Annotated in this window: 29 protein-coding genes; 13 read left to right on the top strand and 16 right to left on the bottom strand. The window is 64.1% G+C overall.

Annotated elements, in window-relative coordinates; genetic code table 11:
* Nucleotides 1-18 precede the first annotated feature (18 nt).
* The 4 genes from E4S61_RS02800 to E4S61_RS02785 all read right to left on the bottom strand — a co-directional run bounded on the left by E4S61_RS02800 (nucleotide 19) and on the right by E4S61_RS02785 (nucleotide 3,696).
* Entirely contained in the window at nucleotides 19-855 is an 837-nt protein-coding gene (locus E4S61_RS02800; RefSeq protein WP_135302380.1) for an SDR family oxidoreductase, read from the bottom strand.
* A gap of 57 nt (nucleotides 856-912) precedes the next feature.
* Entirely contained in the window at nucleotides 913-1,728 is an 816-nt protein-coding gene (locus E4S61_RS02795; RefSeq protein WP_135303265.1) for an endonuclease V, read from the bottom strand.
* A gap of 1 nt (nucleotide 1,729) precedes the next feature.
* On the bottom strand, nucleotides 1,730-2,671 hold the full coding sequence (locus E4S61_RS02790) for a rhomboid family intramembrane serine protease (protein WP_135302379.1): 942 nt from the start codon (nucleotides 2,669-2,671) through the stop codon (nucleotides 1,730-1,732).
* An 80-nt stretch (nucleotides 2,672-2,751) separates the two neighbouring features.
* On the bottom strand, nucleotides 2,752-3,696 hold the full coding sequence (locus E4S61_RS02785) for a response regulator (RefSeq protein WP_135302378.1): 945 nt from the start codon (nucleotides 3,694-3,696) through the stop codon (nucleotides 2,752-2,754).
* Between the two features lie 449 nt (nucleotides 3,697-4,145).
* Between E4S61_RS02785 and E4S61_RS26960 the strand changes: the two genes are divergently transcribed.
* Nucleotides 4,146-4,277 (top strand): DUF7503 family protein, encoded by a 132-nt coding sequence (locus E4S61_RS26960; RefSeq protein WP_449405158.1) that lies wholly within the window; start codon nucleotides 4,146-4,148, stop codon nucleotides 4,275-4,277.
* Between the two features lie 76 nt (nucleotides 4,278-4,353).
* Here E4S61_RS26960 and E4S61_RS02780 read toward each other — a convergent pair whose 3' ends face one another.
* Nucleotides 4,354-6,429: a hypothetical protein gene (locus E4S61_RS02780; RefSeq protein ID WP_135302377.1), complete on the bottom strand. Its 2,076-nt coding sequence runs from the start codon at nucleotides 6,427-6,429 to the stop codon at nucleotides 4,354-4,356.
* A 128-nt stretch (nucleotides 6,430-6,557) separates the two neighbouring features.
* On the opposite strand from E4S61_RS02780, the gene E4S61_RS02775 reads away from it, so the two are divergent.
* From E4S61_RS02775 to E4S61_RS02765, 3 genes are read left to right on the top strand one after another with little or no spacing between them, the layout of a single operon-like run.
* Nucleotides 6,558-7,010, top strand: coding sequence for a DUF5788 family protein (locus tag E4S61_RS02775; protein WP_135302376.1), 453 nt, complete (start codon nucleotides 6,558-6,560; stop codon nucleotides 7,008-7,010).
* Nucleotide 7,011: 1 nt separating this feature from the next.
* Nucleotides 7,012-8,751 (top strand): DNA polymerase/3'-5' exonuclease PolX, encoded by a 1,740-nt coding sequence (gene polX / locus E4S61_RS02770; protein WP_135302375.1) that lies wholly within the window; start codon nucleotides 7,012-7,014, stop codon nucleotides 8,749-8,751.
* Nucleotides 8,744-9,208, top strand: coding sequence for a Mut7-C RNAse domain-containing protein (locus tag E4S61_RS02765; RefSeq protein WP_135302374.1), 465 nt, complete (start codon nucleotides 8,744-8,746; stop codon nucleotides 9,206-9,208). Before polX ends, E4S61_RS02765 begins: the two co-directional genes overlap by 8 nt.
* A gap of 26 nt (nucleotides 9,209-9,234) precedes the next feature.
* Here E4S61_RS02765 and E4S61_RS02760 read toward each other — a convergent pair whose 3' ends face one another.
* Genes E4S61_RS02760 through E4S61_RS02745 form a run of 4 tightly spaced genes read right to left on the bottom strand, consistent with a single transcriptional unit; the run spans nucleotide 9,235 to nucleotide 13,554 of the window.
* A complete protein-coding gene (locus E4S61_RS02760) occupies nucleotides 9,235-10,107 on the bottom strand; it encodes a hypothetical protein (protein ID WP_135302373.1) in 873 nt (290 codons plus the stop codon).
* Between the two features lie 39 nt (nucleotides 10,108-10,146).
* Entirely contained in the window at nucleotides 10,147-11,301 is a 1,155-nt protein-coding gene (locus E4S61_RS02755) for an ABC transporter permease (protein WP_135302372.1), read from the bottom strand.
* Entirely contained in the window at nucleotides 11,294-11,989 is a 696-nt protein-coding gene (locus E4S61_RS02750; RefSeq protein WP_135302371.1) for an ABC transporter ATP-binding protein, read from the bottom strand. Before E4S61_RS02750 ends, E4S61_RS02755 begins: the two co-directional genes overlap by 8 nt.
* Nucleotides 11,986-13,554 carry a COG1361 family protein gene (locus E4S61_RS02745; protein ID WP_135302370.1) on the bottom strand — a complete coding sequence of 523 codons (1,569 nt, stop codon included), beginning with the start codon at nucleotides 13,552-13,554 and terminating at the stop codon, nucleotides 11,986-11,988. Before E4S61_RS02745 ends, E4S61_RS02750 begins: the two co-directional genes overlap by 4 nt.
* Before the next feature lie 100 nt (nucleotides 13,555-13,654).
* Here E4S61_RS02745 and E4S61_RS02740 point away from each other — a divergent pair, with 100 nt between their 5' ends.
* On the top strand, nucleotides 13,655-14,134 hold the full coding sequence (locus tag E4S61_RS02740; protein ID WP_135302369.1) for a DUF5797 family protein: 480 nt from the start codon (nucleotides 13,655-13,657) through the stop codon (nucleotides 14,132-14,134).
* Here the strand turns inward: E4S61_RS02740 and E4S61_RS02735 are convergent, their stop codons facing one another.
* From E4S61_RS02735 to E4S61_RS02720, 4 genes are all read right to left on the bottom strand, one after another.
* Nucleotides 14,135-15,163: a DUF5787 family protein gene (locus E4S61_RS02735; RefSeq protein WP_394346434.1), complete on the bottom strand. Its 1,029-nt coding sequence runs from the start codon at nucleotides 15,161-15,163 to the stop codon at nucleotides 14,135-14,137.
* Nucleotides 15,164-15,199: 36 nt separating this feature from the next.
* Nucleotides 15,200-15,958: a DUF4013 domain-containing protein gene (locus E4S61_RS02730; RefSeq protein WP_135302367.1), complete on the bottom strand. Its 759-nt coding sequence runs from the start codon at nucleotides 15,956-15,958 to the stop codon at nucleotides 15,200-15,202.
* A 132-nt stretch (nucleotides 15,959-16,090) separates the two neighbouring features.
* Complete coding sequence (locus E4S61_RS02725; protein WP_135302366.1) at nucleotides 16,091-16,348, bottom strand: hypothetical protein; 258 nt, start codon at nucleotides 16,346-16,348, stop codon at nucleotides 16,091-16,093.
* Nucleotides 16,349-16,563: 215 nt separating this feature from the next.
* Nucleotides 16,564-16,998, bottom strand: coding sequence for a bis(5'-nucleosyl)-tetraphosphatase (locus E4S61_RS02720; protein ID WP_135302365.1), 435 nt, complete (start codon nucleotides 16,996-16,998; stop codon nucleotides 16,564-16,566).
* Between the two features lie 205 nt (nucleotides 16,999-17,203).
* On the opposite strand from E4S61_RS02720, the gene E4S61_RS02715 reads away from it, so the two are divergent.
* On the top strand, nucleotides 17,204-17,536 hold the full coding sequence (locus E4S61_RS02715) for an uS10/mL48 family ribosomal protein (RefSeq protein WP_135302364.1): 333 nt from the start codon (nucleotides 17,204-17,206) through the stop codon (nucleotides 17,534-17,536).
* A 24-nt stretch (nucleotides 17,537-17,560) separates the two neighbouring features.
* On the top strand, nucleotides 17,561-18,829 hold the full coding sequence (locus E4S61_RS02710; protein ID WP_135302363.1) for an amidohydrolase: 1,269 nt from the start codon (nucleotides 17,561-17,563) through the stop codon (nucleotides 18,827-18,829).
* An 18-nt stretch (nucleotides 18,830-18,847) separates the two neighbouring features.
* On the opposite strand, the gene E4S61_RS02705 is transcribed toward E4S61_RS02710, so the two are convergent.
* Nucleotides 18,848-19,108: a hypothetical protein gene (locus E4S61_RS02705; RefSeq protein WP_135302362.1), complete on the bottom strand. Its 261-nt coding sequence runs from the start codon at nucleotides 19,106-19,108 to the stop codon at nucleotides 18,848-18,850.
* A 94-nt stretch (nucleotides 19,109-19,202) separates the two neighbouring features.
* Here E4S61_RS02705 and E4S61_RS02700 point away from each other — a divergent pair, with 94 nt between their 5' ends.
* On the top strand, nucleotides 19,203-20,000 hold the full coding sequence (locus E4S61_RS02700) for an alpha/beta fold hydrolase (protein WP_135302361.1): 798 nt from the start codon (nucleotides 19,203-19,205) through the stop codon (nucleotides 19,998-20,000).
* A gap of 335 nt (nucleotides 20,001-20,335) precedes the next feature.
* Here the strand turns inward: E4S61_RS02700 and E4S61_RS02695 are convergent, their stop codons facing one another.
* Nucleotides 20,336-21,709, bottom strand: coding sequence for a geranylgeranyl reductase family protein (locus tag E4S61_RS02695; RefSeq protein WP_135302360.1), 1,374 nt, complete (start codon nucleotides 21,707-21,709; stop codon nucleotides 20,336-20,338).
* 113 nt (nucleotides 21,710-21,822) lie between these two features.
* Between E4S61_RS02695 and E4S61_RS02690 the strand changes: the two genes are divergently transcribed.
* Together E4S61_RS02690 and E4S61_RS02685 are read left to right on the top strand one after the other, a co-directional pair.
* Nucleotides 21,823-22,152 (top strand): 2Fe-2S iron-sulfur cluster-binding protein, encoded by a 330-nt coding sequence (locus E4S61_RS02690; protein WP_135302359.1) that lies wholly within the window; start codon nucleotides 21,823-21,825, stop codon nucleotides 22,150-22,152.
* Between the two features lie 186 nt (nucleotides 22,153-22,338).
* Entirely contained in the window at nucleotides 22,339-22,941 is a 603-nt protein-coding gene (locus E4S61_RS02685) for a DUF7110 family protein (protein WP_135302358.1), read from the top strand.
* Nucleotides 22,942-22,956: 15 nt separating this feature from the next.
* On the opposite strand, the gene E4S61_RS02680 is transcribed toward E4S61_RS02685, so the two are convergent.
* Nucleotides 22,957-23,565 (bottom strand): stage II sporulation protein M, encoded by a 609-nt coding sequence (locus E4S61_RS02680; protein ID WP_135302357.1) that lies wholly within the window; start codon nucleotides 23,563-23,565, stop codon nucleotides 22,957-22,959.
* 138 nt (nucleotides 23,566-23,703) lie between these two features.
* On the opposite strand from E4S61_RS02680, the gene E4S61_RS02675 reads away from it, so the two are divergent.
* From E4S61_RS02675 to E4S61_RS02665, 3 genes are all read left to right on the top strand, one after another.
* A complete protein-coding gene (locus E4S61_RS02675) occupies nucleotides 23,704-24,678 on the top strand; it encodes a phosphoadenosine phosphosulfate reductase family protein (RefSeq protein ID WP_135302356.1) in 975 nt (324 codons plus the stop codon).
* Nucleotides 24,679-25,198: 520 nt separating this feature from the next.
* On the top strand, nucleotides 25,199-25,762 hold the full coding sequence (locus E4S61_RS02670) for a PH domain-containing protein (RefSeq protein WP_135302355.1): 564 nt from the start codon (nucleotides 25,199-25,201) through the stop codon (nucleotides 25,760-25,762).
* Complete coding sequence (locus tag E4S61_RS02665; RefSeq protein WP_135302354.1) at nucleotides 25,759-26,358, top strand: PH domain-containing protein; 600 nt, start codon at nucleotides 25,759-25,761, stop codon at nucleotides 26,356-26,358. Before E4S61_RS02670 ends, E4S61_RS02665 begins: the two co-directional genes overlap by 4 nt.
* The last annotated feature ends 25 nt before the right edge of the window (nucleotides 26,359-26,383 follow it).

Raw genomic sequence — 26,383 nt, 5'->3', positions numbered from 1 at the left:
TACAGCAATCCGTATGAGTTACTCGATCAGCCGCCGCACCAACGAGAGGCCCGCGTCGCGAAGCCGAGTCGGGAGGTGGCGAGCCAGCAGGAGGTACTTCGCGCTCTCGCCGACCGGATAGCGCGGCTCGGGGTCGCTCGCGTTTGCCGCGTCCCGAATCGTGAGCGCGACGGCCCCCGGAGTGACAGAGAGAGCGTCCTGTACGCCGGCCAGTCGGGAGTCCTCCTGTGCTCGATAGAGCCAGTCGTACGCGCCGGTGTGCTCCGGGTCGTCGTCTCGCTCGGTCTCCTTGTCTCCAACCGCCGAGTTGGTCCTTCGCCGAACGGGACCGGGTTCGACCAGCACTACGTCCACGTCGAACTCGGCCGCTTCGACACGGAGCGCGTCGCTCAGCCCTTCGAGTCCGAACTTCGAGGCGGCGAATCCGCCCTGGCCCGGCATAGCGAGTCGGCCGGCGACGCTGGAGACGTTGACGATGGTCCCGTTCTCCCGAGCGCGCATGTGTGGGAGGACCGCGCGGACCATTCGATGGGGTCCTAACAGGTTCACGTCCAGTCCTTTCTCGAAGTCGGCCGTCGAGACGTCCTCGACGGCACCGAAGTGGGCCGACCTCGCGGCGTTGACCAGACAGTCGATCCGCCCCGCATCGGCGACTACATCCTCGACGACCCGTGTACACTCACGGGCGTTCGTCACGTCGAGTTCGGCCGTCTCACAGCCGTCGTCTGCGAGGGCCGCCACGTCCGCTTCCTCGCGCGCGGTGGCCCACACGGTCCAGTCGTCGTCCAGAAAGGCCTCGGCGGCCGCTCGACCGATACCCGAGGCCGCGCCAGTGATCAGCACCGTCTTGCCCATGAACGGTCGGACACGCGCCGGACAATTAAGCCCACCCGGTCGCGACTCGCCGCGAACCTACACCTCTGCTTTCACGTCGTCGGCGTATTTGTCGGCCAGCCGCGTCGGTTCCGGGAGTTTGTAGCCGCCGGCGGTCGCCAACACGAGGTCCGCGGCCGTCTCCGCGCTCACGCGGTGGCCGGGACTGACGATGAGGGGGTTGATATGCTGCTTCGAGGACTCGTACTGCCGTGTCTGGACGGCGTAACCGATGAGGGTACCCGCCGCGGCGGTTTCGACCTCCTCGTCGGCCTCGATAGGAACGCGCGTGCCGGTCGGCAGTTTGCGGTCTACGGACTCTCTCGGGGACCCACAGAGCAAGTTCTTGGCGACGCCGACGGTGGGCACGTCCAACGTCACGCCGATGTGCGTCGCCAGTCCGGCCTCCCGATAGTGGATGCGCCCGCTCCCGTCGACGAAGACCACGTCCGGATCGCTGTCCAGTTTCCCGAATGCCGAGAGGATGGCTCCGCCTTCGCGGAACGAGAGCAGCCCCGGCACGTACGGAATCTCGGCGGGTTCGACGGCATAGACCCGTTCGACCACCTCGCGGCCCCGCAGGACGACGATAGCCGAGATGGCCCGGTCGCCGACGAACGCCTGATCGACGCCCGCGACGAGCGGTCGGTCTGCTGAATCCGCTGCTCCGCCGCCCTCTGCACCGAGTTCGCCGAGCGTCGTCTGCTCTGCTGGGCCGTCGAGGGCGACGGCGTCCGGGTCGAAATCGTGGTCGTCCTCGAACACCGCCGTCGCCGCAATCTCGCGCTGGAGGTCTTCCATCTCCGCGGTCGAGAGCGACGGGTCCGGGACGAACGCCGGGTTGACCACCTCCATGTCAGAAGGGACCGCGGCCGCCGGGGCCACCTGGTCCGCCCGGACCGCCGCCACCGCCACGGCCGAACTGGAGTTGCCCGGGTATCCGCGCGCGGTCCTTGACCTTCTTCCCGTACCACAGGCCGATGCCGAGACCGATGAGGTGAGCGGTGTGGGCGATGTTCCCGCCGAGTAGCCCCGCCGCGCCGGGCGAGAGCGTCCCGAGGACGCTAAGCAGGAGGTAGAAACCGGTGATCGCCCAGATGGGAACCGGAATCAGGAAGTAGAGGTACACGCGCAGGTCGGGCTTCAGCACCGTCAGGAAACCGAGGATGGCGAGTGCAGCTCCGCTGGCTCCGAGGACGCCGTAGCCGCCCCCACTCTGGACCATCTGGAGGCCGATCTGGCCGAGCCCGGCGAGCATCCCCGAGGCGAGGAAGAAGATCGCGTACTTCTTCGAGCCGAGCTGTTGCTCGACGAGGCGGCCGAAGAAGTAGATGATGATGCCGTTGCCGAGGATGTGATAGAACGAAAAGGGCTGGTGAGAGAAGACAGAGGTCACCCACGTCCAGACGTACTCCGGGTGGTCGGGACTGAGAACGAACAGCGTCTGGAACAGCTGCCGGCTTCCCGTCCCGAGGAGGACGACGTGTTCGAGCGCGAAGACGATGGCCATGACAGCTAGGAACAGATAGGTGACGTTCCCGCGGAAATAGCCGAGCACGCCGCCGGGACCCGTATTCAGGCCGACGCGGCTGGCCACCCCGCCGCTCTGGTTCCCGCTACTGCTCGTCACGCTGTCGTCGAACCCGCTATCGAACACGCCGCTCGGGTCGTTCCAGTTGTTCAACCCGGGACAGTCGTGGGCCTCCGGTAAGCGATGCTCGCCACAGTAGGTACCGCCGCAGTGCCCACACTGGTAGGGCATGTTCTCTTCCTTGCCACAGGCGTCGCACTCCGACATTGCCTTCACTTAGAGAGGGTCGTGCAAATGGATTGTGTTTACGCGACCCCGCGAGCGGAAAAACGATCGTCGCGCGACGGCTACTCGTCGACAGCAGGACAGCCATCGACCGCGCGGAGGACGCCGATCCACGCTGGCGCACCGTCGTACTCGATGTCGCCGCCCGATACTTCGACGGTGAGACGCTCGCCGTCGGCGCGGACGCCGGTGAACGTCGAATCGAACGACTCTAGGTCGCCCTCGCCGCCGGATTCGAGCTGTCCGAAGAACCAGTTCTGGTCGTCCGTTGCGGTGATACGTGCCGGGGACTCACCCATGAGTTCGCACTGCGTGTAGCCGAACATCTCCGCGAGCTTCTGGTTCACGTAGGCGAACTCGCGGTCCTGGACGATACAGACGCCAGCGATCTCCTGTTCGACTAAGCGCTGGTACCACGACAGGGCATTCCAGAACTGCTCTTCAGTTCGGGACTGGGAAACGGCGTTCTCGACGCGGTTCGCCAGTACCTCGTACTGGTCGGTGCCGGTCTCCTTTTGCATGTAGTCGGTGACGCCGGCAGCGATGGCGTCGCTGGCGATTTCCTCGCTACCCTGCCCGGTAAAGAGGATAAACGGCACGTCGGTGTATTGCTCGCGGACGATTTCGAGGAACTCCAGCCCGTCCATGTTGGGCATCTGGTAGTCGCTGACGATGCAGTCGATGCGGCTCTCGCGTAGGTGGTCCATCGCCGCGACCGCGCTCGTCTCGGTGACGACGGTGAAGTCGTCGTTGATGCGTTCGAGGAACGTCTGGAGCAACTCGCCGATCTGTGGGTCGTCGTCGACGTGGAGGACGCGAATCCCCTGCGTGTCCTGCATCTTCGCCAGCGGAACCGGCACCTCGGTGTAGGCATCCTCCGTCGACCCGGACGACTGCGTGCGGAGAAGTGGGACGTTCCGGTTCGACGCACGCGGGCTTCCCCGAATCGAACTCCGCGACAGTTCGACGGTTTCTGTCGGAAACGCAGCACTACCGTCCGTCGTCATTTCTCCCCACCTGTTGCCGAAATCAGGGCGGCATCGTTACTGTCCAAACGTGACCGAAATATTTCACGATGGCGATTTGACCCGCTCCCTCGCGGGGTCCAACTCGCCGACCGCAGGGAGGGTCGCTTCGTGTGTTCGTAGCTGGCCATCTGTACTGAACTCTGCACGTCTATACGATGGCGTGCCACAAAACGATACTGATAGTGTCGGTAGTCACCAACTAACGAATACAAAGGTGGGGGACAAACGGAATATCGCTAGCAGAGACTGCGGTGGGGACGATATCGTGAGGGAACGGCATCGTTCGCATCGACCAGACTTGCCTACCGAGCCGGTTATGCAGAACCAACCCGCAAAACGTGTAATTATTTTTGGTTAATCTATCTTCATATATGTAAGAACACTTCAAATATCTTTAATATCCAATCCTCTGATAATACAAGTGTATCATGACGGATACCTCGATGCGGGAGTTCCTCTCGGAACACCCACGCATGGCTGGTGCACTGTTTACGATCCTCCTCCTGCTCACGCAGGCTGGGAATGCGGCAGGGAGAAATGCTGTAATTAGTGGTCCGTAGTTTGCCGAATAATCACCGGTAGAGTCGTCGAAGCGACGGTTTCATATTGAGAGTTCGATTAGATCGACAATACCTTCTAGAATACGCTGTCAAGATCTAATGTGCTACTCCAGTAAACATCTCCAGAGATTCTTACAGGTCCTTCTTCGAGTTGCAGGAACTTTCCGAGTTCTTCTTTAGAAAGAGAGAAAGTGTCGATATGTCCTGAGCTCAAATAATATGAATTGTGTTCTTTTAGGAAGGGAGTCAAGATGCTTCCAAGCCCTCTTTCGTCGGTGGCGTAAGCAGTCATTTCGACATCAAAATGGTCACTCATTTTCTCAATTTCTAAGAGGTCAGGAGTCCCACTCCCGGGTTGCGTCACCGTAATCCCGCCGTCACCGACGACGATGTACTGCCCGCCGAGGATGCTCTCGTCGCGAGCGATGGTGAGCGCCGCGCGGAGCGGGAACCCGCAGTTGAGCAGGCGGGCGACGGTCTCGCCGATTTTGACCGCGCCGTCGTTGAGCACCTCGTTGAGAGTGACGATCCCGCCGATAGCGCCGCCTTCGATGAGGCCCAGTCCCTGCTGATAGGAGTTACAGGCGTTCAGGAGGAAGGTGTCGACGCCGACGCTATCGAGGGTTCGCACGTCGAGCGCGCCGTCCTCGCAGGTGAAGCCGTCGGCGTCGATGTGACCGATGTAGTGGAAGAAATCGTTCTGTTCGGTGAGCGTGTCGGCCAGTTCGTCCGTCGTCAGGTTCTCGCGGACGGTGATGTCGAAGGGGAGGTCATCGCGGTTGCCGTACACCTCGTCGGCTATTTGGCGCTCCGCGGCCATCCTGGCGTCGTTCTGGACGACGGTGATGGAGATGTCGCCGTCGGCAGCCTCCCGGTCCAGTCGGTTCTGGAACGCCTCGGGAGTGAGTTTGCTCGCGCCGATGGGGACACCGTCGCCGATCCACGCCTGTTCGAGGGTGGACTCGGACTGCGGTTCGACGTAGTCGGTCTGGACGGTGCTTGGTTCGGCGCTCGCGGCCCGCGTGAAGTCCGACGAGCGAGTAAACTCCTGTTCGACGCTCGCGGTCACGCTCGTCTGCGTCTTCTGGTGGGGCTGGTGTGTGCGGACGATAGCGAGGTCGTCGACGACGAACGGCAGCTGCTCGGCGTTGCGAGCCACCGGGTCGACGTGGGCGGTCAAGCGCCACTCCGGGATGTGTTCCTCGACGACGTCGTAGGGCACGGTCAGATATTCCGCGACCTGTTCGGCCAGCGGCCGGTGATACAGCGTCTCGAAGTCGAGGTCGACGTACGGTTCGACCGCGCGGCGTTCGTGGAGGTCGATCTCGTAGTAGCCCTCCGTCCGGGTGAGACAGTCGAGGAAGAACAGTTGCTTGAGCACTCGCTCGACTTCGCGCTCGTAGCCCTCGGGTCCGGTCAGTGCGTACTCGAAGCCGTCGTCCGTCGTCAACCGCGGGGACGGTCCGGGCCGAACCGAGGCTCCGAGGTAGTACGCCAGCGGCGCGGCGACGAATATCGAGGGGAGGTCCGGCGGAAGTTCGAGGTGAACACCGGTGTCTGGGCATTCGACACCCGACGGGATGTCGAGGCTGTCGCCCAGTTGCAGCGCCGGTGGGTGACCGCGGAGCGTCGGATAGGAGCGCTCGGGGTCGGTCGTCTTCAACGCGGAGCCGAACGTCTCGACGGCGGCCATCATGTCGAGCGGGTCCTCGGTGGTCGTTACCGTTGCGGCGGGGCGTTCGTGACGCGAGCGCGCACCGACGTGCACCTCGGTCGGTGCGTCGAAGTCGATGCGAGTCTGCTCCATGTCGACGCTGACCTCGAACCCGGCATCGGCGCGGAGGTACGTCTTGATGCGGGTACAGAGGTCGATGCTGTAGGAGCCCTCGGGAACCGCTTCGGATTCGAACTGCTTGACCTCCGCGATCATGTCGCCTTCGGCGTCGCGGACGTAGACCGGGACGACAGTCGGGAGGACGATCTCGCTCGTCCGAATAGCGATGGCCGACCCGACCGGGAAGTGGAAAGTGTCGGCGTCGACCGGCGTCGGCGAGATGGGAGAATCGGTATAGAGCCGGTAGCGCTGGCGCTCGATTTGGTCGATAATCTCGACCCCGGGCCTGTCGTCGAGCGTCGTGAACGTCAGCGTCATGATATCTCGGCTACTGTACTCCAGTAGTTGGTACGTACCAAACTACTATTCGAGAAGACGAAAAAGATACCGGCGGTTATGTCGGTTGAGCGAAGCGGGTAAGACCCCGTGGGTCGAAGACGCTCGTAGTGCAAGAGTTCGAGCGCAAACAGCTCCTAGAGCGCATCGAACGGGAGGGTGCGACCGTCGGTGCCGAGATCCCCGACGAGATTACCGTCCAGGGAGAGGACATCGACCTGCGGTCGTTCGTCTTCGAGATAAAGCGCCGGGACACCGTCCCGGCTGGCGAACGAGAGCGCGTCGAGCAGGCGAAGCGGAATCTGCGGCGCGAGCGCATCGAGCGCAAGGAGCGAATCGAGGACGGCGAAGTGAGCTACGAGCGCGGCGAGGACCTGGCCGAGGCCGTCATCGGCATCGACCGGGCGCTGAACGCGCTCGAACAGCTCGGTCCCGCGAACCTCGAAAAGGAAGCGAAGACACAGGAGACCGCCGACCAGAAGCGTTGGATGAAGTTCCTGCGGAAGGCGCTTGGCCACGAGGACGCCGATTCCGGCACGGGTCGTGCCGGACGAGGGAGATAACATGAGCCGGAACGACGAAATCGCCAGCCGACTGGAGGAGTTCGCCGACCTGCTAGAGGCACAGGGGGTCGAGTACAAACCGCGTGCCTATCGTCGCGCGGCCGAGAATATCCGCGACCACCCCGCCGCAGTCGAGGGACTGGCGGCGGAAGGCGAAGACGCTCTCGACGAGATAGATGGCGTCGGTGACGCCATCGCCGCGAAGGTTGTCGAGTACTTCGAGACGGGCGAAATCGAGGAACTGGTCGAACTCCGCGCGGAGCTCCCCGTCGAGATGGCAGCCCTGACCGCCGTCGAGGGTGTCGGCCCGAAAACAGTGGGGTCGCTGTACGAGGCGCTCGGCATCACGACGCTCGACGAACTGGAGGCCGCTGCCGAAGCGGGCGAGATACAGGCGGTCGAGGGGTTCGGCGCGAAGACCGAGCAGAACATCCTCGACAACATCGACTTCGCGCGCGAAGCCCACGAACGGGCGCTGCTCGGCGAGGCCCGGCCCTACGGCGAGCGCGTCGAGGCCTACATGAGCGACGTCGAGGGCGTCGAGAAGTGCGCGCTCGGCGGCTCGATTCGCCGCTGGAAGCCGACCATCGGCGACGTGGACGTCCTCGTCGGCAGCCACGACGACGCGGAGATCGTCGAGGCCTTCACCGATTGGCCGGAGGTCGACCGGGTCATCGAGTCGGGCGAGACGAAAGCGAGCGTCTACGCGGGCGACGATGTCCGCGTGGACCTACGCGTGGTCGTCCCCGAAGAGTTCGGCGCGGCCCTGCAGTACTTCACCGGGAGCAAGGACCACAACGTCGCCGTCCGCAACCGCGCCATCGAACGGAACCTGAAGGTCAACGAGTACGGGGTTTTTGACGTGGAAGGCGTCGAGGACGACAATCAGCGAGCGGGCGAGCGAATCGCCGGCGAGACCGAGGAAGGAGTCTACGAAGCGTTAGGTATGTCCTGGATGGCTCCCGACCTACGGGAGAACCGCGGCGAAGTCGAGGCCGCGGCGAACGACGCCCTCCCGGACCTCCTCGAAGAGGGCGACGTTCGCGGCGATTTACACACCCACACGGAGTGGTCCGACGGCGGTTACACTGTCGAGGAGATGGTCGAGGGGGCCGCGGCGTTCGGTCACGACTATATCGCCATCTCGGACCACGCCACGGGGCCGGGAATGGTCGGCGGCGTCGGCGTCCCCGACGAGGAGTTGCGCGAGCAACTGAAAGAAGTCGAGGCCGTCGCCAGCGAGGCCGACATCGACGTGTTCAGCGGCGTCGAGGCCAACATCGCCGAGGACGGGAGCATCTCTGTGGCCGACGACCTGTTGGCCGAACTCGACTGCGTGGTTGCTTCGCCCCACGCCGCCCTCGACGGCGATGGGACCGACCGGCTTATCGCGGCCGCCGAGCACCCGAATGTGAACGTCATCGGCCACCCGACGGGGCGGTTTCTGAATCGCCGCCCAGGGCTGGACCTCGATGTCGAGCGCCTCGCTACGGTAGCCGCCGAGAACGGGACTGCACTGGAGGTCAACGCCAGTCCCGCCCGCCTGGACCTCTCCGGAGCGGCGGTCAAGCAGGCCATCGAGGCCGGGGCGACTATCGTCATCGATACGGACGCCCACAGTCCCGGCAACTTCGAGCAGGTCCGCTACGGCGTCCACACGGCCCGTCGCGGGTGGGCCGAGGCCGCCGACGTGCTCAACACGCGGGACGCCGACGGCGTCCGGGAGTTCCTCGATGCGTGAAACGTACGAGCGGGACCCGCTCTTGCTCGATGCGATGCTGGGGAAACTGGCGACGCACCTTCGGATGTGCGGTTACGACGCGGCCTACGCGCTGGACCGCGACGCGGAGGACGACGACGCGATGCTCGCGCTCGCCCACACTGAGGGCCGCCGCCTCGTGACCCGCGACGAGGGGCTGGCGAGGCAGGCTCCGGACGCCGTCTTGCTCACCGAACGTGACATCGAGGCGCAACTCCGCGAACTAGTCGCGGCCGGATTCGACCTCGAACTGACCGACGAACCGGTTCGCTGTGGCACCTGCAACGCACCCGTCGAACGCGTCGACCGAACGGAGCCGACGCCCGACTACGCGCCCGACCCCGCCGAGGAGTCCGTCTGGCGGTGTCGGAACTGCGGCCAGCACTTCTGGCGCGGCAGCCACTGGGACGACGTGGCCGACACCGTCGCCGAGCTGTAGTCGGCGGCACTCGACGTCGCCAGCCGTCACCGCCGCAGTCCCGAAAGTCCGTTGGCCACGTTCGACTGCCGGCGCGCCTCGAAGTCGTAGCAGAGGCGGTCGGCGACGAGCTCGTAGGCGGTTATCGCTGTCTCCAGCGTCGAAGCGTCCGGCGGGTGGAGAAGACGCGGCGGCGACTCTCTGCGCCGGTCGAGTAGTCCCGAGACGAGGCGGCCGAGCGACGACGCCGCGTCGTCACGGCGGGTCGGCCACGAGAGCAGCAGTTCGCAGGCGGCTTCGTCGGCGACGACACCCTCTAGCTTCTCGTGGGGATACCAGCGGCTCTCGCCACCGGAGCGACCGAGCCACAGCCCCTCGGTCGTGATCTCGATGCCGACGTCGTTGACGGTCCACGACGCGAGCGCGCCGTGAGGAAAGAGCGCGGTGCAGGGAATCTCGGCGATCACCGCTCGAATCGCCGCCTTCAGGTCGTCGCCGGGACCGTCGACGGCCCGTATCGCCGCCTTCCGCGGAACGGAGTAGTAGCGCCACTCGTCACCGTCGACGACCGCGATTCGGTAGATGCCCTGTGAGCGCCAGAGTGGGACCTCGTCGGTCGCAGAAACCGAAAGCGCACCAAGCAACCGTTTGCGGTCGGTCGGCCTCGCGTGAACGACCGGCGGGTCGCCTCGAAGCGCGCGCCCCTCGACGCGGTCTAACTGACCAAAGACGGCCGCGACGGACGGCGCACCCTGCTTCAGCAAGCGCGGATATACCGCGAGTTCGATTGTCATTTCGGCGTCGAGGCAGGCCCCGAGAACGGCGTTCTCGGCGCGGACCCACGCGTCTGGCGGGGCGGCGTCGCGATTCGTCACCAGTCGGTGGGAGGTCGTGCGATAACTGCTCTCGGGCGGCTGCACGGGTTCAGACTGCACGTCGAATCGAGAAAAGCGCGCCGGTCAGCCCCGGAGCGCCTCGACCGGCGGTTCCCACGCCGCCCGGTAGGCGGGGTAGAGCCCGCCGACCAGCGCCACGAAGACGCCGAAGGCGAACGCGCCGAGCGGGACGACGGCGTTTTCGGGCAGCAACACCGCCCACAGCGGCAGTTCGGTTTGCGTGGCCGTGACGACGACGGCGGCGGTGCCCAGAACCGCCCCGATCGCGCCGCCGACGACGCCCAGCAGCGTCGCCTCGACGAGTAGGGTCCGGAGGACCTGTCGTCGATGGACGCCGACCGCACGGAGGACGCCGATTTCGCCCCGCCGCTCGGAGACGGACATCAACATCACGTTGAAGATGCTAACACCAGCGACGACGAGGGAGACGCCAGCCACGGCGAGCAGGAAACCGTTCAGCAGGTCGAAGAACTCCGTAATCTGGTCGAGGACGCTCGTCAGCGAGAAGACGCTGACCCGCTCCTGCCGGGCGTTCAGCCGCCGTTCGACCCCGTCGGCGACCGCTCGCGCGTCGACAGCCGAGTCCGCCCGGACGACCACCTGCGAGAAACCCGGCGTGACGAGCTCGCTGGGTGGGAGAATCACCGCCGAATCCGGCTGCAACGGTGAGATGCTCTGGACTTCGGGGAGGACACTGATGACGCGGTACTCGTTTTCCTCGACGGTTATTGTGCTGCCCACCCGAAGCGAGAGGTCGGTGGCGAGGTCAGCACCGACGATGGCTCCCTGCCGATGGGACGCCGGGATGGCACTACTCTCGTTGGCACTGTTCCCGTTACCGAACAGCGCTCGCGGGCTATCGGTACCGTACACCTGCGCGACGGTCTGTGCGCCGTTAGCGCGCACCGACCCGCCGGTGGCCTTCAGCGGCACGACCGTTCCGCGCCCGTCAGCGGCCCGCCGAATCGCCGCGAGGTCGCGGGCGTCCAGCGACTCCCGGTCGCTCTCCGAGGAGGGACTGACGATGACCTGGTCGCCCAGGCCACCGAGTTCCTCCGTCGCGGCGGCGCTCAGTGCGTTCCCGAGCAGTCCGAGCGTGACGACGGCGAAGACGCCGATGACGATACCCAGCGCCGCAAGCGCCGCCCGCAGGCGCTGGCGCGAGAGGTTCCGCGTCGCCAGCGACAGCGCCGGGAACCGCCGGCCGTTCCTACCCACGGCGAATCACTCCGTCGACGAGTTCGACGGTGCGGTCGGCGTACTCCGTGACGAGGTCGTCGTGCGTGACGGCGACGACACCGACGTCGTCCTCGTCGGTGATGCGCCGAAACTCTTCGAGGATGTTCTTGCCCGTCTCGCGGTCTAAGTTGCCCGTCGGTTCGTCGGCCAGCAGGACCGACGGTTCGTTTATCAGCGCGCGGGCGATGGCGACGCGCTGTTTCTGCCCGCCGGATAGCTCGTCGGGCGTGTGGTCCAACCGGTCGCCCAAGCCCATTCGCTCCAGGAGGTCGCGCGCCCGGTCGGTGGCGTCGCCGGGGAGAAAGGCGGTCGGCAACCTGACGTTCTCTAGTGCGGTTAGTGTCGGCAGGAGATGGAACTCCTGGAAGACGAACCCCAGCGACTCCCGGCGGGCGTCGGTACGCTGAGTCTCCGTCAGTCCCGTTGTCGGCTTCCCGTTGAGTTCGACCCGCCCGCTCGTGGGCTCGTCTAGCAGGCCAAGGATGTTGAGCATCGTACTCTTCCCGCTCCCGCTCGGCCCCACGACGGCGACGACTTCCCCGCGCGCGACGGCGAAGTCGACGTGCGAGAGCGCGACCACCACGCCACCGCCGCCGCTGTCGTATCGCTTGCTCACGTCGACGAGGCGAAGCGGCGGAACCGGCTCGGCCCCGTTTTTGGGCCTCATTGGCCCCGCGAGCGGCGGATGAACAGCGCGAGAGCGACGGTGAACACCAGCGCGACAACTACTGCGAGGACGACGCCGAGCGCCCGCCAGTCCCGGCTGCCACTCTGGTTTTCGGGCGGCAGCGGAACCTGTACGGTATCGGTGACGCGCTCCCCACCGACGGCGTAGTCTAGATGGACAGTGACCGCCGTCGCGTTGGCCGTATCGGCCTGTGCTGTCAGTTCGAACGGCGCGAACTCGCTGCCGGCGACGGTCCCGACGAAGTAGTCGCGCTGGGGGTACGCCGGCCGGACGTACTCGGTCGGCGAAACGGCGACGATGGCGCTCGTCACCTCGCCGTCGCCGGTGTTGGCGAGGTTGCCGTCGACGGTCACTTGCCCGTCCTCAGAGACCGAGACGTCGAGCCCGGTGACGGTGGCGTCGCCGCGGGCGACGCTGTAGCCGTAGACGGCCCGGCTCTCGCCTCGCTGATCTGGCGCATCGTATCGGGCGACGAACCGAACGCCGTCTGCGGCGGGGACTGACGAGAGGTCGACGGTAACCGTCGCCGATTCGCCCGGCGCGAGCTCGGCGGCGGCGGCGATTCGCCCGACTGATTCCAGCGTCTCTCCCGCTATCGTCTCACCGGCGAGAACGACCCGCTCGACCGGCGTGTTGCCGAAGTTCGTCACAGTCACGTCGACCAGCGACTCGCTCTCCTCGTCGCCCTCACCCGACTGGGGTCGGAGCGCGCCGCCATTGCTGCCGCCTAACAGCCCCGACAGTCCGCCCGTCACCTGCGCGGCGTCGTCGGTCTGCGCTTGCTGGACGCGGACGCCCACGTCGGTCGAGAGCGGCGCGACCGGGACCGTCCGCGTCGCCGTCGCCGTCCGTTCGACCCCCGCTGCCGTCGTGTACGTCGTCGACAGTTCGAGCGGCGTCTCGCCGGGCGAATCAGCCCGAACGGAGAAGTTCCGCGTCGCGGACCCGCCGGCGGCCAGCGTCGGGACGGTGCGTCGCGTGCGCTCACCGGTCTCGGGGTTCGTCACCTGCAGTTCGATACCCCTGAGCGGTGCTGTCGTCGGGTTCGAGACGACGGCTTGAATCGGCGTGTCCGCGCCGGAAACGAGACCCATTGTCTGGAGTTCGACCTGTGGCTGGCCGCGCTCGACTCCGACCGAGAGCGGTCGGGTCGCTCGCGCTCGTTCGCCGTCGCTATCGGTCCCGACGGCGACGATTCTGAGGTCGTACGACCGAGGCTCCGCGACGGTGAACGTGACCGGAACCGTCAGCGTCTCGCCGGGCGAGAGGCGACCGAGGTCGGTCGCCGTTCCGATGACTTCGTCCGTCTCCTCGTCACGGACGGTCACTTCCCCGACGGTCAGCGGGGTGTCGCTCCCTGCCGAGAGGCGAATCGTCGTCTCGGCAGTTATCGGCGCGCCGGCGGCAGGCGTCGCGGGCGTGACGGTGGCGTCAGTCAGCGTGAGGCGAGCGTCGGCCGCAGCGGCCGGACCGACAGCGACGACGGCGAGCGCCCCGACGAGGAAGAGGGCGACTGCGGCCGTGAGGCGAGAACGCGAAATCACTATCTGTAGAGCTACGGGTTCGAGCGGTCAAATATCGTTCGCCGACCGAAATCGGCCGACTCCAGAACGCTTGTAACACCACTGGCGCTATGTGCGGATAATGACCCTTTCGGAGGAGGCCCGCGAGCGACTCGCAGACATCGTCGAGCGCCAGCCGACGAAGAACGGCGAGTTGCAGGAACTGTGGGACATGGACAACGGCAGCGAGGTCCACCAGTACCTCGAATCCGAACTGAAGGAGTACTACTACCGAAACGAGGACAGCCTCATCTGTGCGACGCCCGAGGCGACGGCGCTGATAGACGGCGAAGACTCCGACCGCATCCAGACCATCACGGTCACGCCGTTACAGGCCGCTATCGTCGACGTCATCGCCGGTCCCGACGAGGAGAGTCAGAGCGTCGTCTCCGTGTTACACGCCCTGCGCGACGCCGGCGAGGAGTCGGATGTCGACGAGGTCCGCTCGGCGCTGCGGAGTCTCGCGGATAAGGGCATCGTCGAGACGGTCCAGAAGACGGTGCCGACGTTCCGACTGGCCGTCGAACGTGAGGACGTCGACGTCGACGTGCTGGACTCGTAGTCACTTCTCCGCGAGGCCCGGCCGTGACCGACGGCGACGCCGGTCGAGCAGTCGCTTGATGGCCGCGCCGGGACCGCCCTCGATGGGCCACTCGCGCGTGCGCCACACCGGCGGTTCTGGTTCGTATTCGGGGCAGGACCCGCGGCACTCTTTCTGTGTGGGCAATTGCTCTTTGGCCGCGCAATGGGGATAGACGCCCGTCTCGTCGGCCCGTAGCTGGAAATGCCGGCAGTCCGGACGCATCGTCTCTGCGTAGGCGCGCCACCCGCGCTCGTACGCCCGCTCGGCGATCGCAAGTCGCTTCTCGGCCTTCCAGTCGGGGTCTGCGTACTCGAAACGGGCGGCGCTGGCATCGTCGGTCGGCCGTTCGAGGATGCGAGTTCCCGGGTCCGAAACCACGAGCGTCCGCGGCTGCCAGACCTGGTCGGCGGTGCCGCTCTCGGCGTCGACGGTCAGGACGCCAGCCGCAGCGGGAAAGTCCGAGAGCAGTATCGGTTCGACGTGTTCGTCCGTGGCCGCCGTCGCCACCCACACCTCGTCTGCGAGACCAAGCGCCACGTCGCGTTCGAGTTGGTCCGCGAGGTCGCGGGCGGCGCTCGCCGAGAGGTCGGGCTTGTTCTCGATAGCGACCACGCGCCGCAGCCAGTTGGGATACTCGCGACGGCTGCGAATCTCGATGCGGTTGCCCCGCTTGCGCGTCTCTAGGGCGTCCCGGTCGGCGGCCTCGTGAATCGACTCGCGGACGTACCGCCACGGATAGCCGGGGTCGGGGAGCGCATCGCGGTAGAACTCCCAATCCGTGGGCGCGTTTCTGAGGACGTGTAACAGGTCCGAATCGAACGCCTGCGCGCCGAACTGCGCACGCTGGCGCAGGCTATCGGGGTCGCATTCGAGGACGACGGTGTCCCAGCGGCGGTACTTCGTCCCGAGTTGCCGGGCGACGAGGACCGCGGAGTCGGTTCGGTCGGGCGACCACTCCCGTTCGGCCCACTGGCAGACGCACAGTTCGAAGGCGAACTCGGAGGTCACTACGACAGCATCGAACCTCGTGATAATAAATCCGTCTCAGGCCGCAGTGGTCTCGGGGCCGGCCGATATGCCACTGTTCCCGGCATTGTACGCCAGTCCGAAGGCACGGTAGGCCATCATGGCGAAGAGGAACTGGACGACGGGGGCGACGATCCACCCGAGGAGCGGGATGAGACTGATCGCACCGGAGATAGCTCCACCCACGGCGAGAATTACGAACCCGAACAGCCACGCCACGAGGTAGTCCACGCTCAGAATCGTCTCGGCTAGGTCACTGAACGAGAAGGCCGCACCGACGTTGTCCGTCACGCCGTAGCGGGTGAGTGCAGCGGGGTAGACGTACGTCAATGCGATAGTCAACAGTATCGCGATCCCCCCTCCGAGGAAGACGAGGACGCCGCCGATGGCACCGCCCTCGTTTCCGAGAGCGCCGCCGAGGAGGCCGCCGAACAGCGCGACGACGACGAATAGCACCCCGGGAATCAGGTAGTAGACGACGCCGATAGCCGCGGCGAACAACCCGTCTTTGAACGCGCCGCCGATGTCGTCGAACGCCGGCGGTTCGGGCCGGCCACTGACAGTCGATTCGAGGATTCGAACGTAGTACCCTAGAATACCCAGTAGAGGGACGAACGCGAGCGGTAACAAGATGAATCCGAGCCCGAGTGTGAGGGCCCCGATAAACGTGATGGCGGCGGCTAGTAGCCCCGAAACGAGGCTCAAAACGCCCCCGATAACGAGTATCTCAGCGGTTTGTTCTCCTTCTATTGGATAGGTTATCGCATCGCTTATCATTCAAGTATATCCTTATTGTTTTCCTATTTATACTTTTATAGCTGGACAATGGGATGTTCGAGTACAGAGACACTTCGAGTAAGCCCGCTAGCAACGACGGAAGAATCGATACGAAAATCGGGCCGCCCCGGCTCAGAGGTCGAGGAACTGCGCGTACACGTCGTAGAGGTTGAACAGCCAGTACACGATACCGAGCGGGCCAAGAACCAGGCCAGCGATACCGGCAGTCACCAGCGTGATAGCAAACGCGACCCCGCCGTAAACGAGTGCGCCGACGAGTATGACCGCCCCTTCTTTGGTCCGACCCTGATACATCTGTCCAACACCCGCGATGAAAAACGACAGAATCAACGCCAGTGCGAGACTCTTTTCGCCATCTTCTGCTGACATACTACTACACCACTGGCACATTTTATTATTAAACTTCCGGTTAAATCGGAGAGAAATATCTGCGAGGAGGACTGGTCCTCGAAACCTACCATCGAACGACCGTCCCGACAGCCCAGCGAGTGACCGGATAGCGAAGAGCGAAGCTATCGAATCGACGCGAGCCAGGTGGGAGTGAAAGCACCCTCAGGCACTCAGCCTGTCGTTTCGGCGTTCGCCTACTCCGCTTCGTTCTCCTGTCGCTCGTCGAGGAACTCGTGAGCGTCTTCCAGTATTTCGCGGGGGCCGTCCTGTGTGACGGTGTTTACTGCCTGCTCGTAGTCGCGCCACTGCAGGTCGCGGTGTTCCGTCGATAGCTCTGCGGACGCTTCGAAGGATTTGGCGACGAACAGGTGGACCGTCTTATGGATGGTGTTGCCGTTCGCTTCGAACACGTAGTCGTAGTCTTTGCGGAAACCGTCTAAGAGCCGGAAATCACCGATTCCGGCCTCCTCTTTCACTTCGCGTATGGCGGTCTGCTGGAGTTCCTCGTCGCCCTCGACGCCGCCCTTGGGGAATTCCCAATCACCGGGTCGGCTCTTGAGCAGGAGGTACTCCCGCCGGCCACGCGTATCGCGAAAGAGGATGGCTCCCGCGCTCGTGGCCTCTATCATTACGAGAGGTTACTGCATGGGTACTTAAGAGAATATCGGAGACTGCGCGACGGCGGCTCTCGTCGCCGAAGTCAGGCTGTGAACCCGGAGACCACGGTAGGGGACCGTTTCACTGAAGCGATAGTTGTACATGATAGTACACTGTCCATCGAGCCGAATGCGAAACGGAGAGCCTTTTAGCACTCGCCAGTGAGACACTGCAGAGATGCCGTTCGTCACGACCCTGACACTCACGAGTGGGGACCGCCACCGCCTCGACGACGTCGTGGCGGACATCAAAGACCGCGCCGAGCGGAAAGGCGTCGAACTGAAGGGACCGCACCCGAAGCAGCCGACGGAGCTGCGCGTTCCACAGTCGAAGACGCTCGGTCCGGACGGCGACCGCTTCGAGTCGTGGAACTACACCGTCTACACGCGGACCATGGAGATAATCGGGTACGAGGACTTCGCCCGCGACGTGACCGAGGAGGCGTTCCCCCCGGGCGTCCACGTCGAGGCCGGTATCGAACAGCGGACGCAGCTCGGTAGCGGGTCATAAGTTCTCGGGGGACCTTTCGCCCGTATGGATCAGGACCGACACGAGCGTCTCGTCGGCTTTCGACGGGACCTCCACCGATATCCCGAACCCGCGTGGTGTGAGTTCTACACGACGAGTCGCATCGTCGAGGAAGTCGAGCGAATCGGCGTCGACGAGTTACGCGTCGGCCCGGAGATACTGGATGGGGACGCCCGGATGGCTGTTCCTGACGAAGAAGTGCTGACTGAGTGGCACGAACGAGCGCGTGAGGCGGGGGCACGGGAGGACGTTCTCGACGCCTGTGCCGGCGGCTACACGGGCGCGCTGGCGACGCTGGAACGCGGCGACGGGCCGACCGTCGCGCTCCGGGTCGATATCGACGCACTGCCCATCACCGAATCCGAGGAGATTACTCACGCACCCGCGGATGCCGGATTCCGCTCGGCCAACGGGGGGTACATGCACGCCTGCGGCCACGACGCCCACGCGACCATCGGCATCGGCGTCCTCGAAGCGGTTGCCGAGAGCGACTTCTCGGGGACCTTCCACGTCCTCTTCCAACCGGCCGAGGAGGTCATCGGCGGCGGGAAGGCCGTCGCCGAGAGCGGCGTCTTAGACGATGTTGACCGCTTCTTCGCCGTCCACATCGGGCTGGACCACCCGACCGGCGAGATCGTCGCAGGTGTCGGTGGATTCCTCGCGGTACGGCAGTTCGAGGCGACCTTTACCGGGGAATCGGCCCACGCCGGCGGGCATCCCGCACAGGGTCGAGACGCGGTACAGGCGTTGGCGACGGCCGTCCAGAACCTCCACGCCATCCGGCGGCACGGCGAGGGCGACACTCGCATCAACACCGGTGTCGTCGAGGGCGGCACCGCGACGAACATCGTCCCCGAGTCGGCCCGCATCGAGGGTGAGGTGCGCGGCGAGACCACCCACCTGAAGGAGTACATGAGCGAGCGCGCCGACACGGTCGTCGAACACGCCGCGAAGATGCACGACTGCGAATCGAGTATCGAGACGACGGCCGAAGCACCCAGCGCCGAGAGCGACGCGGAACTGGCCGACGTGGTCTACGCCGCCGCGGGCGAGACCACCGGCGTCGATTCGCGCCTCCACAGTGCCGAACTCGGCGGCAGCGAGGATGCAACCTACCTGATGGATCGCGTCCAGCGCCACGGCGGCCTCGCAACCTTCGTCGGCGTCGGCACCGACCACCCCGGCGGCCACCACACGCCCACCTTCGACGTGGACGAGCGCTCGCTGGCCATCGGTATCGAGACGCTTGTCGGTGCAGTTTCACGCCTCGGCTGACTCATCCGAGCGCGGGCTTCAGGCCTGTGGTCCGGTCCAGCGGGCCAGCTGGACGGTCTGTCCGTTCGTCGGCGACGCCCACCGGACCGTAATCGTCGCTGCCGAGAGGTCAAGATTCGAGACGCTCAGGACGGTCGTCCCGTCGAGCGTGACCTGCTGTCCGGCGCTGACGGACGACCCGGAACCGAATGCCGGGAACGTGGCGAACCCATACGCCCCACTCGGGTCGCTCGATGCCGACGCGCCGCTGACGACGAGCGAAACGTCTCCCGCAGTCATATCTCGCAGCCGTTCGTTGCGGAAAGCCCGTCGCCAAGGCTACTGTGCGGAAGAGTAAGGGCATCAGACAGCGTATAGGTATAGTTGAGGTATCATGGAAACCGTCATTTCAGCAGATGGCACGCCTATTGCATACGAACGAACCGGGAGCGGGCCACCGCTCGTCCTTGTGCACGGGAGCGCCGACCTCCACACGTTCTGGGATTTGACTGGGACGCGTTCTGCCTTCGCAGAACACTGCACGGTTTCTGCGATTGACCGGCGTGGACGTGGCGAGAGCGGCGACGTTGCCAAGTACAAACTAGAACGAGAGGCCGAGGACGTGGCAGCCGTCGTCAATGCGATTGACGATCCAGTAACGCTACTTGGTCATTCCAGTGGAGCTCTCTACTCACTGGAGGCGGCCCTGCGCACCGACAATCTGCGCAAACTCATCCTGAACGAACCCCCCATTGCGGTCAGTGACCACGAACTCGACGTTGAAGAGGCTATCACTGAAATGATAGGACTGCTGGAAGACGGTGAACACGAGCAGGCGCTCGTTCTGTTCCTGCAAAAAGTCGCTCAGCTCACGCCGGAGGAACTCGATGCGGCTCGCTCGGCACCGATCTGGAAGGATATGGTGGACGCTGCCAATACACTGCCCCGCGAGTTGCAAGCGATCGCTGAGTACGAATTTGATGCTGCCCGGTTTGTAGAAATGAGTACACCGACCTTAGTGTTGTCCGGCGGTGAGAGCTCCCCATTCTACAAAGATGCAACGGAAGCGATCACCGACGCGCTTCCAAACAGCCGACTTGTTACCTTCGACGGGCACGCCCACGAGCCGATGAACACCGCGCCGGACCGCTTCGTCGACGAGGTACTCACATTCGTCCGTGAATCGAACTAACGGAGCCACAACCGATCTTCATTCATTTCCGGCGGCTATCAGATGTGAAGACCTGCTGAGCAGCTGACCCAGCGCAAATATTCTGAAACGAACACGATATTCGTGCTGGATAGAGCATCTGAGGGCGCAGTAAAAATCTCCGTTCGGTTTGAAATATGAGAATCAAGCGCTCTACCGCCGAATATTAGGGGGTAAATTTCCACATTATCCCCTTCTTACGGTGCCCTCAGTCTCTATATTCAGCAAGCCGTTTGCATCAACTTCCGAGGGTTTCAACAGAGCCAAAATAAACATGTAGGCACGATCGGCGGCCGTTTTTCGACGGGGCAGCCGACTCAGTACTTCGCTTCTGCGCCGGTCACTTCGTAGATGTCGTCCATAATGTCGTCGCGTTCGCGTTGCCACGCCGCGAAGCCGCCGGGGTCGCTCGGGTAGCGCTCGTAGTGGTCGAGCAGTCGGTCGGCGAGGGTCTTCGTCTGGTAGAGGTCGTAGATAGTCCCCCAGTGGCCGAAGCTCTTCATCGCCATCTTGACCTTCAGCCCGAAACTGACGCTCGTCGAGCCACCGTACAGCGCCTCGGCGAGTTTCTCGCCCGGGAGCGCCGCCAGTAGGCCCATCAAGTCGTCCACGTCGTAGGCCGTCGTGAAGATGTTGTAGACGTCGAGCGCGGCGTAGCGCGCGCCGAAGTGGTCCATCACGTTGACGTTGTATTCCCAGAGCGCACTTTCGTCGCCGGTGCGGCCGTCCTCGATGGCTCCGATGGCTTGTTCTGCGGCGTACTTCCCGGCGTAGGCCGCGCCCGCGATACCCCCGCCGGTGGTCGGGTTGACGTGGCCCGCGGCGTCACCGACGGCCATGAAGCCGGGTGCGACAGCCGAGTCGTAGGGCCGCCGGGTCGGGAGCGCCGCGCCGAGTTTGTCCTGCACTTCCGCACCCTGGAACTCCGAGCGGTTCTGGAGGTCCGCTTTCAGGTCGTCGACCAGTTCCATCGGCTCCTCGTTCATCTGGAAGCCCAGCCCGGCGTTGATTTCGGTCTCGGTGCGGGGGAAGTACCAGAGATAGCCAGCCGATCGGTCAGTGGGCTTGAACACCAGCGCGTCGTTCCACTCGACCGGCTCGTCTACTTCGATTATCTCCCGGTAAGCCGAGCAGAACTGCGAGTACCGGACGTTCGTATCGAACGTGGCGTCCTCTAGCTCCGTCTTATCCTGCAACAGCGAGAGCGCGCCGGCCGCGTCGACGACGATGTCGGCCTCGTAGGTGGTAGGGTCACCTTTCCGGACGGCTTTCACGCCGGTCACTTCGCCGTCGTCCGACTGGATTACGTCCTGAACGACGGTGTCGTAGTGAAACTCCGCGCCGGCGTCCTTCGCGCCCGCGATGAGACACCGACCGTACTCCCAACGGTCGATGACCGCGAGTTCGCCGGGCACCGGAATCTCCAGAACGGTGTCTTCCTGTGGAATCTCGAAGCGCCCGTGGTCTACGTCCGTGTTCGTGAAGGCGGGTTCGAGTCGGGATTTCGGAATGGCCTCCGGAAAGTCACTGGCTCCCTTCAGCGCGTCCCCACAGGCGATGTGGCCCGCTTCCTCGGCGTCCTTGCGTTCCACGACGACGACGTCGTAGCCGGCCTCGGCTACCGTCGCGGCCGCGTAACACCCCGACGTTCCCGCCCCGACGACGGTCACGTCGTACTGGTGTGTGGTCATGTACCCTCGTCTTCACCCGAGAGAGAAAATCGTTCCGACTGGCGGAACCGGTCGGAGTCGAGGGGTCATGGCGGGAATAAAGAGTTTTGCCGGGGGGTGCCGAACGCCGCTGTATGACCGACTACACCGTCGAGTTCGTGGGGACGGGCGAGGAGATCACCGTCTCCGAGAAGGAGACCATCCTCTCGCGTTGTATCGAGGAGGGTATCGCACAGGAGTACTCCTGTCGCGTGGGGATGTGTCTCGCCTGTTCGGCCGAGATCGTCGACGGCGAGGTGACCCAGCCGGCGGCGCGTGGTCTCACCGAGCGAGAGCGGGAGAACTTCGCACTGACCTGTATGGCCCGGCCTGCTTCAGACCTCCGACTCGACCGGGGGAAGTACCCACCCAGTATCGAGGCGGACGCCGCGGTCGGAGACGATGCGGCCGCGGCCGACGACTGAAACTCACATACGAGTAATCAGCCGCGTAATTTTCAGTTAGAGAAGACTTTAGACGATTTTGTCCCGTCTTAGCCCTCAGTTTAGATGGCTAACAGGAAGGACAGACCATATATGCTCGTGGTTCCTATAGTAGGATGACAGCAGCGTCAGCGGACGGCCGTCGACGATTGACACACGCTCCCAACCATGACCAGCCGCGTATACAGACTCCACTCGACGCTAGAACTGCCACTGGAAGACACATACGACTTTTTCGAGGATCCCGACCTACCCGAAGAAATCGAGAGTATCGACATCACCCGCCGAAACAACACGCTCATCGTCAGCGCCGTCGCCACCGACGAGAGCATGAGTAAGTACACCCCGACAGCCCAACTCAAGGCCAGCGTCACCGAGAATCGGGTGTACGAGGAGGACCCCGACGAGATGGGGCCGCCCGGTGCCGCCAGTACGGGCTCGACGGGCGGCGGCCCGCAGTGGGGTGCACTCGAAGAGGAAGAAGAGGAGATCGAATCAGAGCTCGTCGAGTACGCCTGCTTCAAGGGCGACCGCGAGACGGTCCTCCAGAACACGGCGCTTCAGTACGCCATGTTCGAGGTCCTCTGTGAGGTCGCGAAGGTCGCCGAGAAGGGGACCTTAACCGCCATCGCTTCCGTCGACGAGGAACTCGAAGCCATCCGAATCGTCGACGGTGAGGAGCGGCCGGCCTCCATCAACGTCGTCGAAGACCCCGCCGAGGACGAGGAAGCCGACGGCATCAACTGGCGGGACAACGAGTTCATCAGCTAATTCTGCGGCCGCGTTTCAAAGGTTCGCTAGTTCCCGACCAGCCACTCGCTCGGCGATTTCCAGCGTCATCGTCGCTTCGACGTAGGCCGCGACGAGAATCATCACGGCGGCGACAGCGACCAGCCAGCCCGCCTCGCGGAAGTCCCGTTCGGTGACGAGTTGGGCTTCGAGTCCGCGGAGGTAGCGCACCGTCAGTCGAGCGAACCGGAGCCCCACGGCGGCGACGATGAGCAGCGCCGGGATCTCGATGATGCCGTGTGGAACGATGAGCGCGGCGACGACGATTGGCTCTACTTGCTGGACCGCGAGGCCGACGACGGCACCGATGAGAAGGCCGTTCAGAACGAGGGACAAGACGGTGACGATGCCGAGCGAGACGGCCCCGAGCAACATCACGAACATGGCCACGAGATTGTTGACGGCGATGGTGACGGTGGTCAGTTCGGCCGGCATAAACGGATTCGATCCCGCCTGTTCAGCGGTCGGCAGTGATTCGAGAGGTACAGCGCTTCCCAGCAGGTATCCGGCGAGCGTGCTCACGCCGAGGAGCAACGCGGCGACCGGGACGTAGAGGGCGAGCCAACGGCGGCAGACGGTACGAGCGGCGGCGAATCGGGAGGGCATCTCGTCCGAGTCCACGCACGTAAGCGTGAAAAAAGATGCCGACGCAGCCGGTTGCGGCACACGTCCCGTGGCAGTCGGTAGCATATCTGTCGGTTTGCCAAAAAATACTTACAGCCACTAATTATATCTCATTACACGATGTCCAATGAAGACTTCCCCGAGTACCTCGACGTCGACTACTCCGACGGCGAAGGCGAGGAACCCGAGGAGTACCCGACGGTCAACCACAAGATAGAGAAAGCCATCGAGGTCACGAAGACCGGCCTCGAACAGTACGAGAACCCCGTCGTGATGTGGACCGGCGGGAAAGACTCGACGCTGACGCTGTACTTCGTCAAGGAGGTGGCCGACCGATTCGACCTCGAAGTCCCGCCGGTCGTCTTCATCGACCACTACCAGCATTTCGACGAACTCATCGACTTCGTCGAGCACTGGGCCGACGAGTGGGACTTAGACGTCATCTGGGCGCGCAACGAGGACGTCGGCGACGTCGTCGAGGAGCAGGATCTCGAACCCGGCGACGACATCGCCATCGATGATCTCTCGGAACACAACCAGCACCACGTCCGCAACATCCTCGAATACGAGGAGGACACGTTCCCGTTCCTGCTCGACACCTACGTGGGCAACCACCTCCTGAAGACGGTGGCGCTCAACGACGCCATCGAGGAGCACGACGTCGACGGTATCATCTCCGGTATCCGGTGGGACGAACAGGAGTCCCGCGCGGACGAGACGTTCTTCTCGCCGCGTCACGACCCCGACATCTACCCGCCACACGACCGCATTCAGACGATTCTCCAGTTCGCCGAGGCCGACGTTTGGGAGGCCTTCTGGAACTTCGTCGTGCCGGACACGGTCGAGGACTACCCCGACGAGGGCTACGTCCCACAGGGACAGGACGACCTCCCGGAAGGCATCGAGAAGGAAGATGTCCCCGTCTCGCCGAAATACTTCGCCGGCTTCCGCTCGCTCGGTAGCGAGGTCAGTACGGACAAATCCGCCGAGGAACCCGCGTGGCTCCAGGACATGGAGAACACGACCGAGCGCGCCGGCCGCGCCCAGGACAAAGAGGACCTGATGGAGCGTCTGCGCGACCTCGGCTACATGTAAGCAGGCCGCACGAACGCGCCACTTCGTCGTCGTTTCTATATTTTTTCGTGCGCGAGCGACACTGTCACACGTCTCTCCACTTAGCGACCGCGTTCGCGCGACGGCCAAGCACGGAAACCGCCTATCGACTGTCGTCGATGCGGTTCGTCGTAGAACAGATCTTCCGTCGATAGTGATAGCTGCCCGCCACGTCGCCCAGCGGCCGGTCTCCTTGTCCGCGAGAGAGACACTGTGACAAGGATCACGAGGCCGTCTCCACACCGCAGCAATACGACATCTGTCGTATAAAGATTTAGATGTTGTCGAACCCTTGGTCTACTCGATGAGCGAGAGCCAGTACAAGTGCCCCAACTGCAGCGAGACGATGAGCTATCACACGACGAAACACACCGGTTGTACCAACTGCGGATTCGTCCCGCCACACAGCGCGGAGTGAGAGGTCGACCGCTCGCGAGCCGCGGGCATGTCTTTGTCCGTTGTCGAGCACGCTTTTGTTGTTCCGCCGTGAGTTCCCGATAGCATGCCTTCCGAACACGATTGGCTCACACTGGACGACGACGAGGAGATCGTCTGGCAGGGCCAGCCCTCCACCGAATCGCTCTACGGAACGTATCTGGTCGGCGTCCCGATGATACTCCTGTTGGGACTCGGCCTTGTCGTCATCGCCTCGGCACATCTCCGTCAGCAGAACACCGACTACGTCATCACGAACAAGGGCGTCTACAAGAAGACGGGAATCTTCAGTCGCGCCGTCACGGAGATCGACCTCGACAAGGTCCAGAACACCTCGTTCTCGGTCGGCGCGGTCGGCCGGTACTTCGGCTACGGGAACGTGATGATCAGCACTGCCGGCGGCTCCGGTGTCGAGATGACGCTTCGTGGCGTCGCAGACCCACAAACCGTTCAGAAGCAACTTTCACGCGGTGTCAAGCGTGCACAGAGCGAGTCGGCGGAAGACGCCGACGACGAGTCGAAGGCCGACGTGCTCGACGAGATCCTGACCGAACTACAGGCGATACGGCAGTCGCTCGACGCGGGGAACCGGCCCAGAGACAGTAACCCTCACCCCGACCGCGACAGATGAGCAGAACCGACTGGCTCTCGCTGGACAGCGACGAGGAAATCCGCTGGCAGGGCCAACCGCGCCAGCGAGTCGTCCTACAGGGCGTCGCGCTGGGGCTGATCGCGGCGCTCGTCGTCAGTGCGCTGGGCTGGCTGGTAGTCGCGGCCGCGGCGCTGTCGACCGCGTTCTCACTCGCCGTCGTCACCCCGATCGCGCTCGTGGCGTTCGCCGTCCCGACGGCGGCGATGTGGCTCTGGCGACGGACGACCCACTACGTTCTCACCGAGACGGCGCTGTACCACCGGACCGGCGTGCTGTCGGTAACGGTGACAGAGCTATCGCTCCGGAAGGTCCAGAACACCTCGTACGCACAGGGCGTCCTCGGGAAACTATTCGGTCACGGCACGGTCACCGTCGATACCGCCGGCAGCGAAGGGGCCGAGCTCAAATTGGTGGCGATGGACGACCCGGCTACGGTCCAGCAACGTATCGCCGAGCGAGCGAAACGGGTCCGCGGCGACGACGCCGACGCCGCGGACGTGCCGGGATCCATCGAGCAGTGGCGGGCCGTCCTCTCTGAGGTTCGTGGTGTTCGGGCCGCACTCGCTCGGGAGTAGTCACCAGTCCACGCTGCGGTCAGTG

Origin of the sequence: Haloarcula amylovorans, from assembly GCF_004681185.1 — an archaeon.
Classification (GTDB): Archaea; Halobacteriota; Halobacteria; order Halobacteriales; family Haloarculaceae; genus Haloarcula; species Haloarcula amylovorans.
This window is presented reverse-complemented; position numbering and strand designations above follow the sequence as displayed.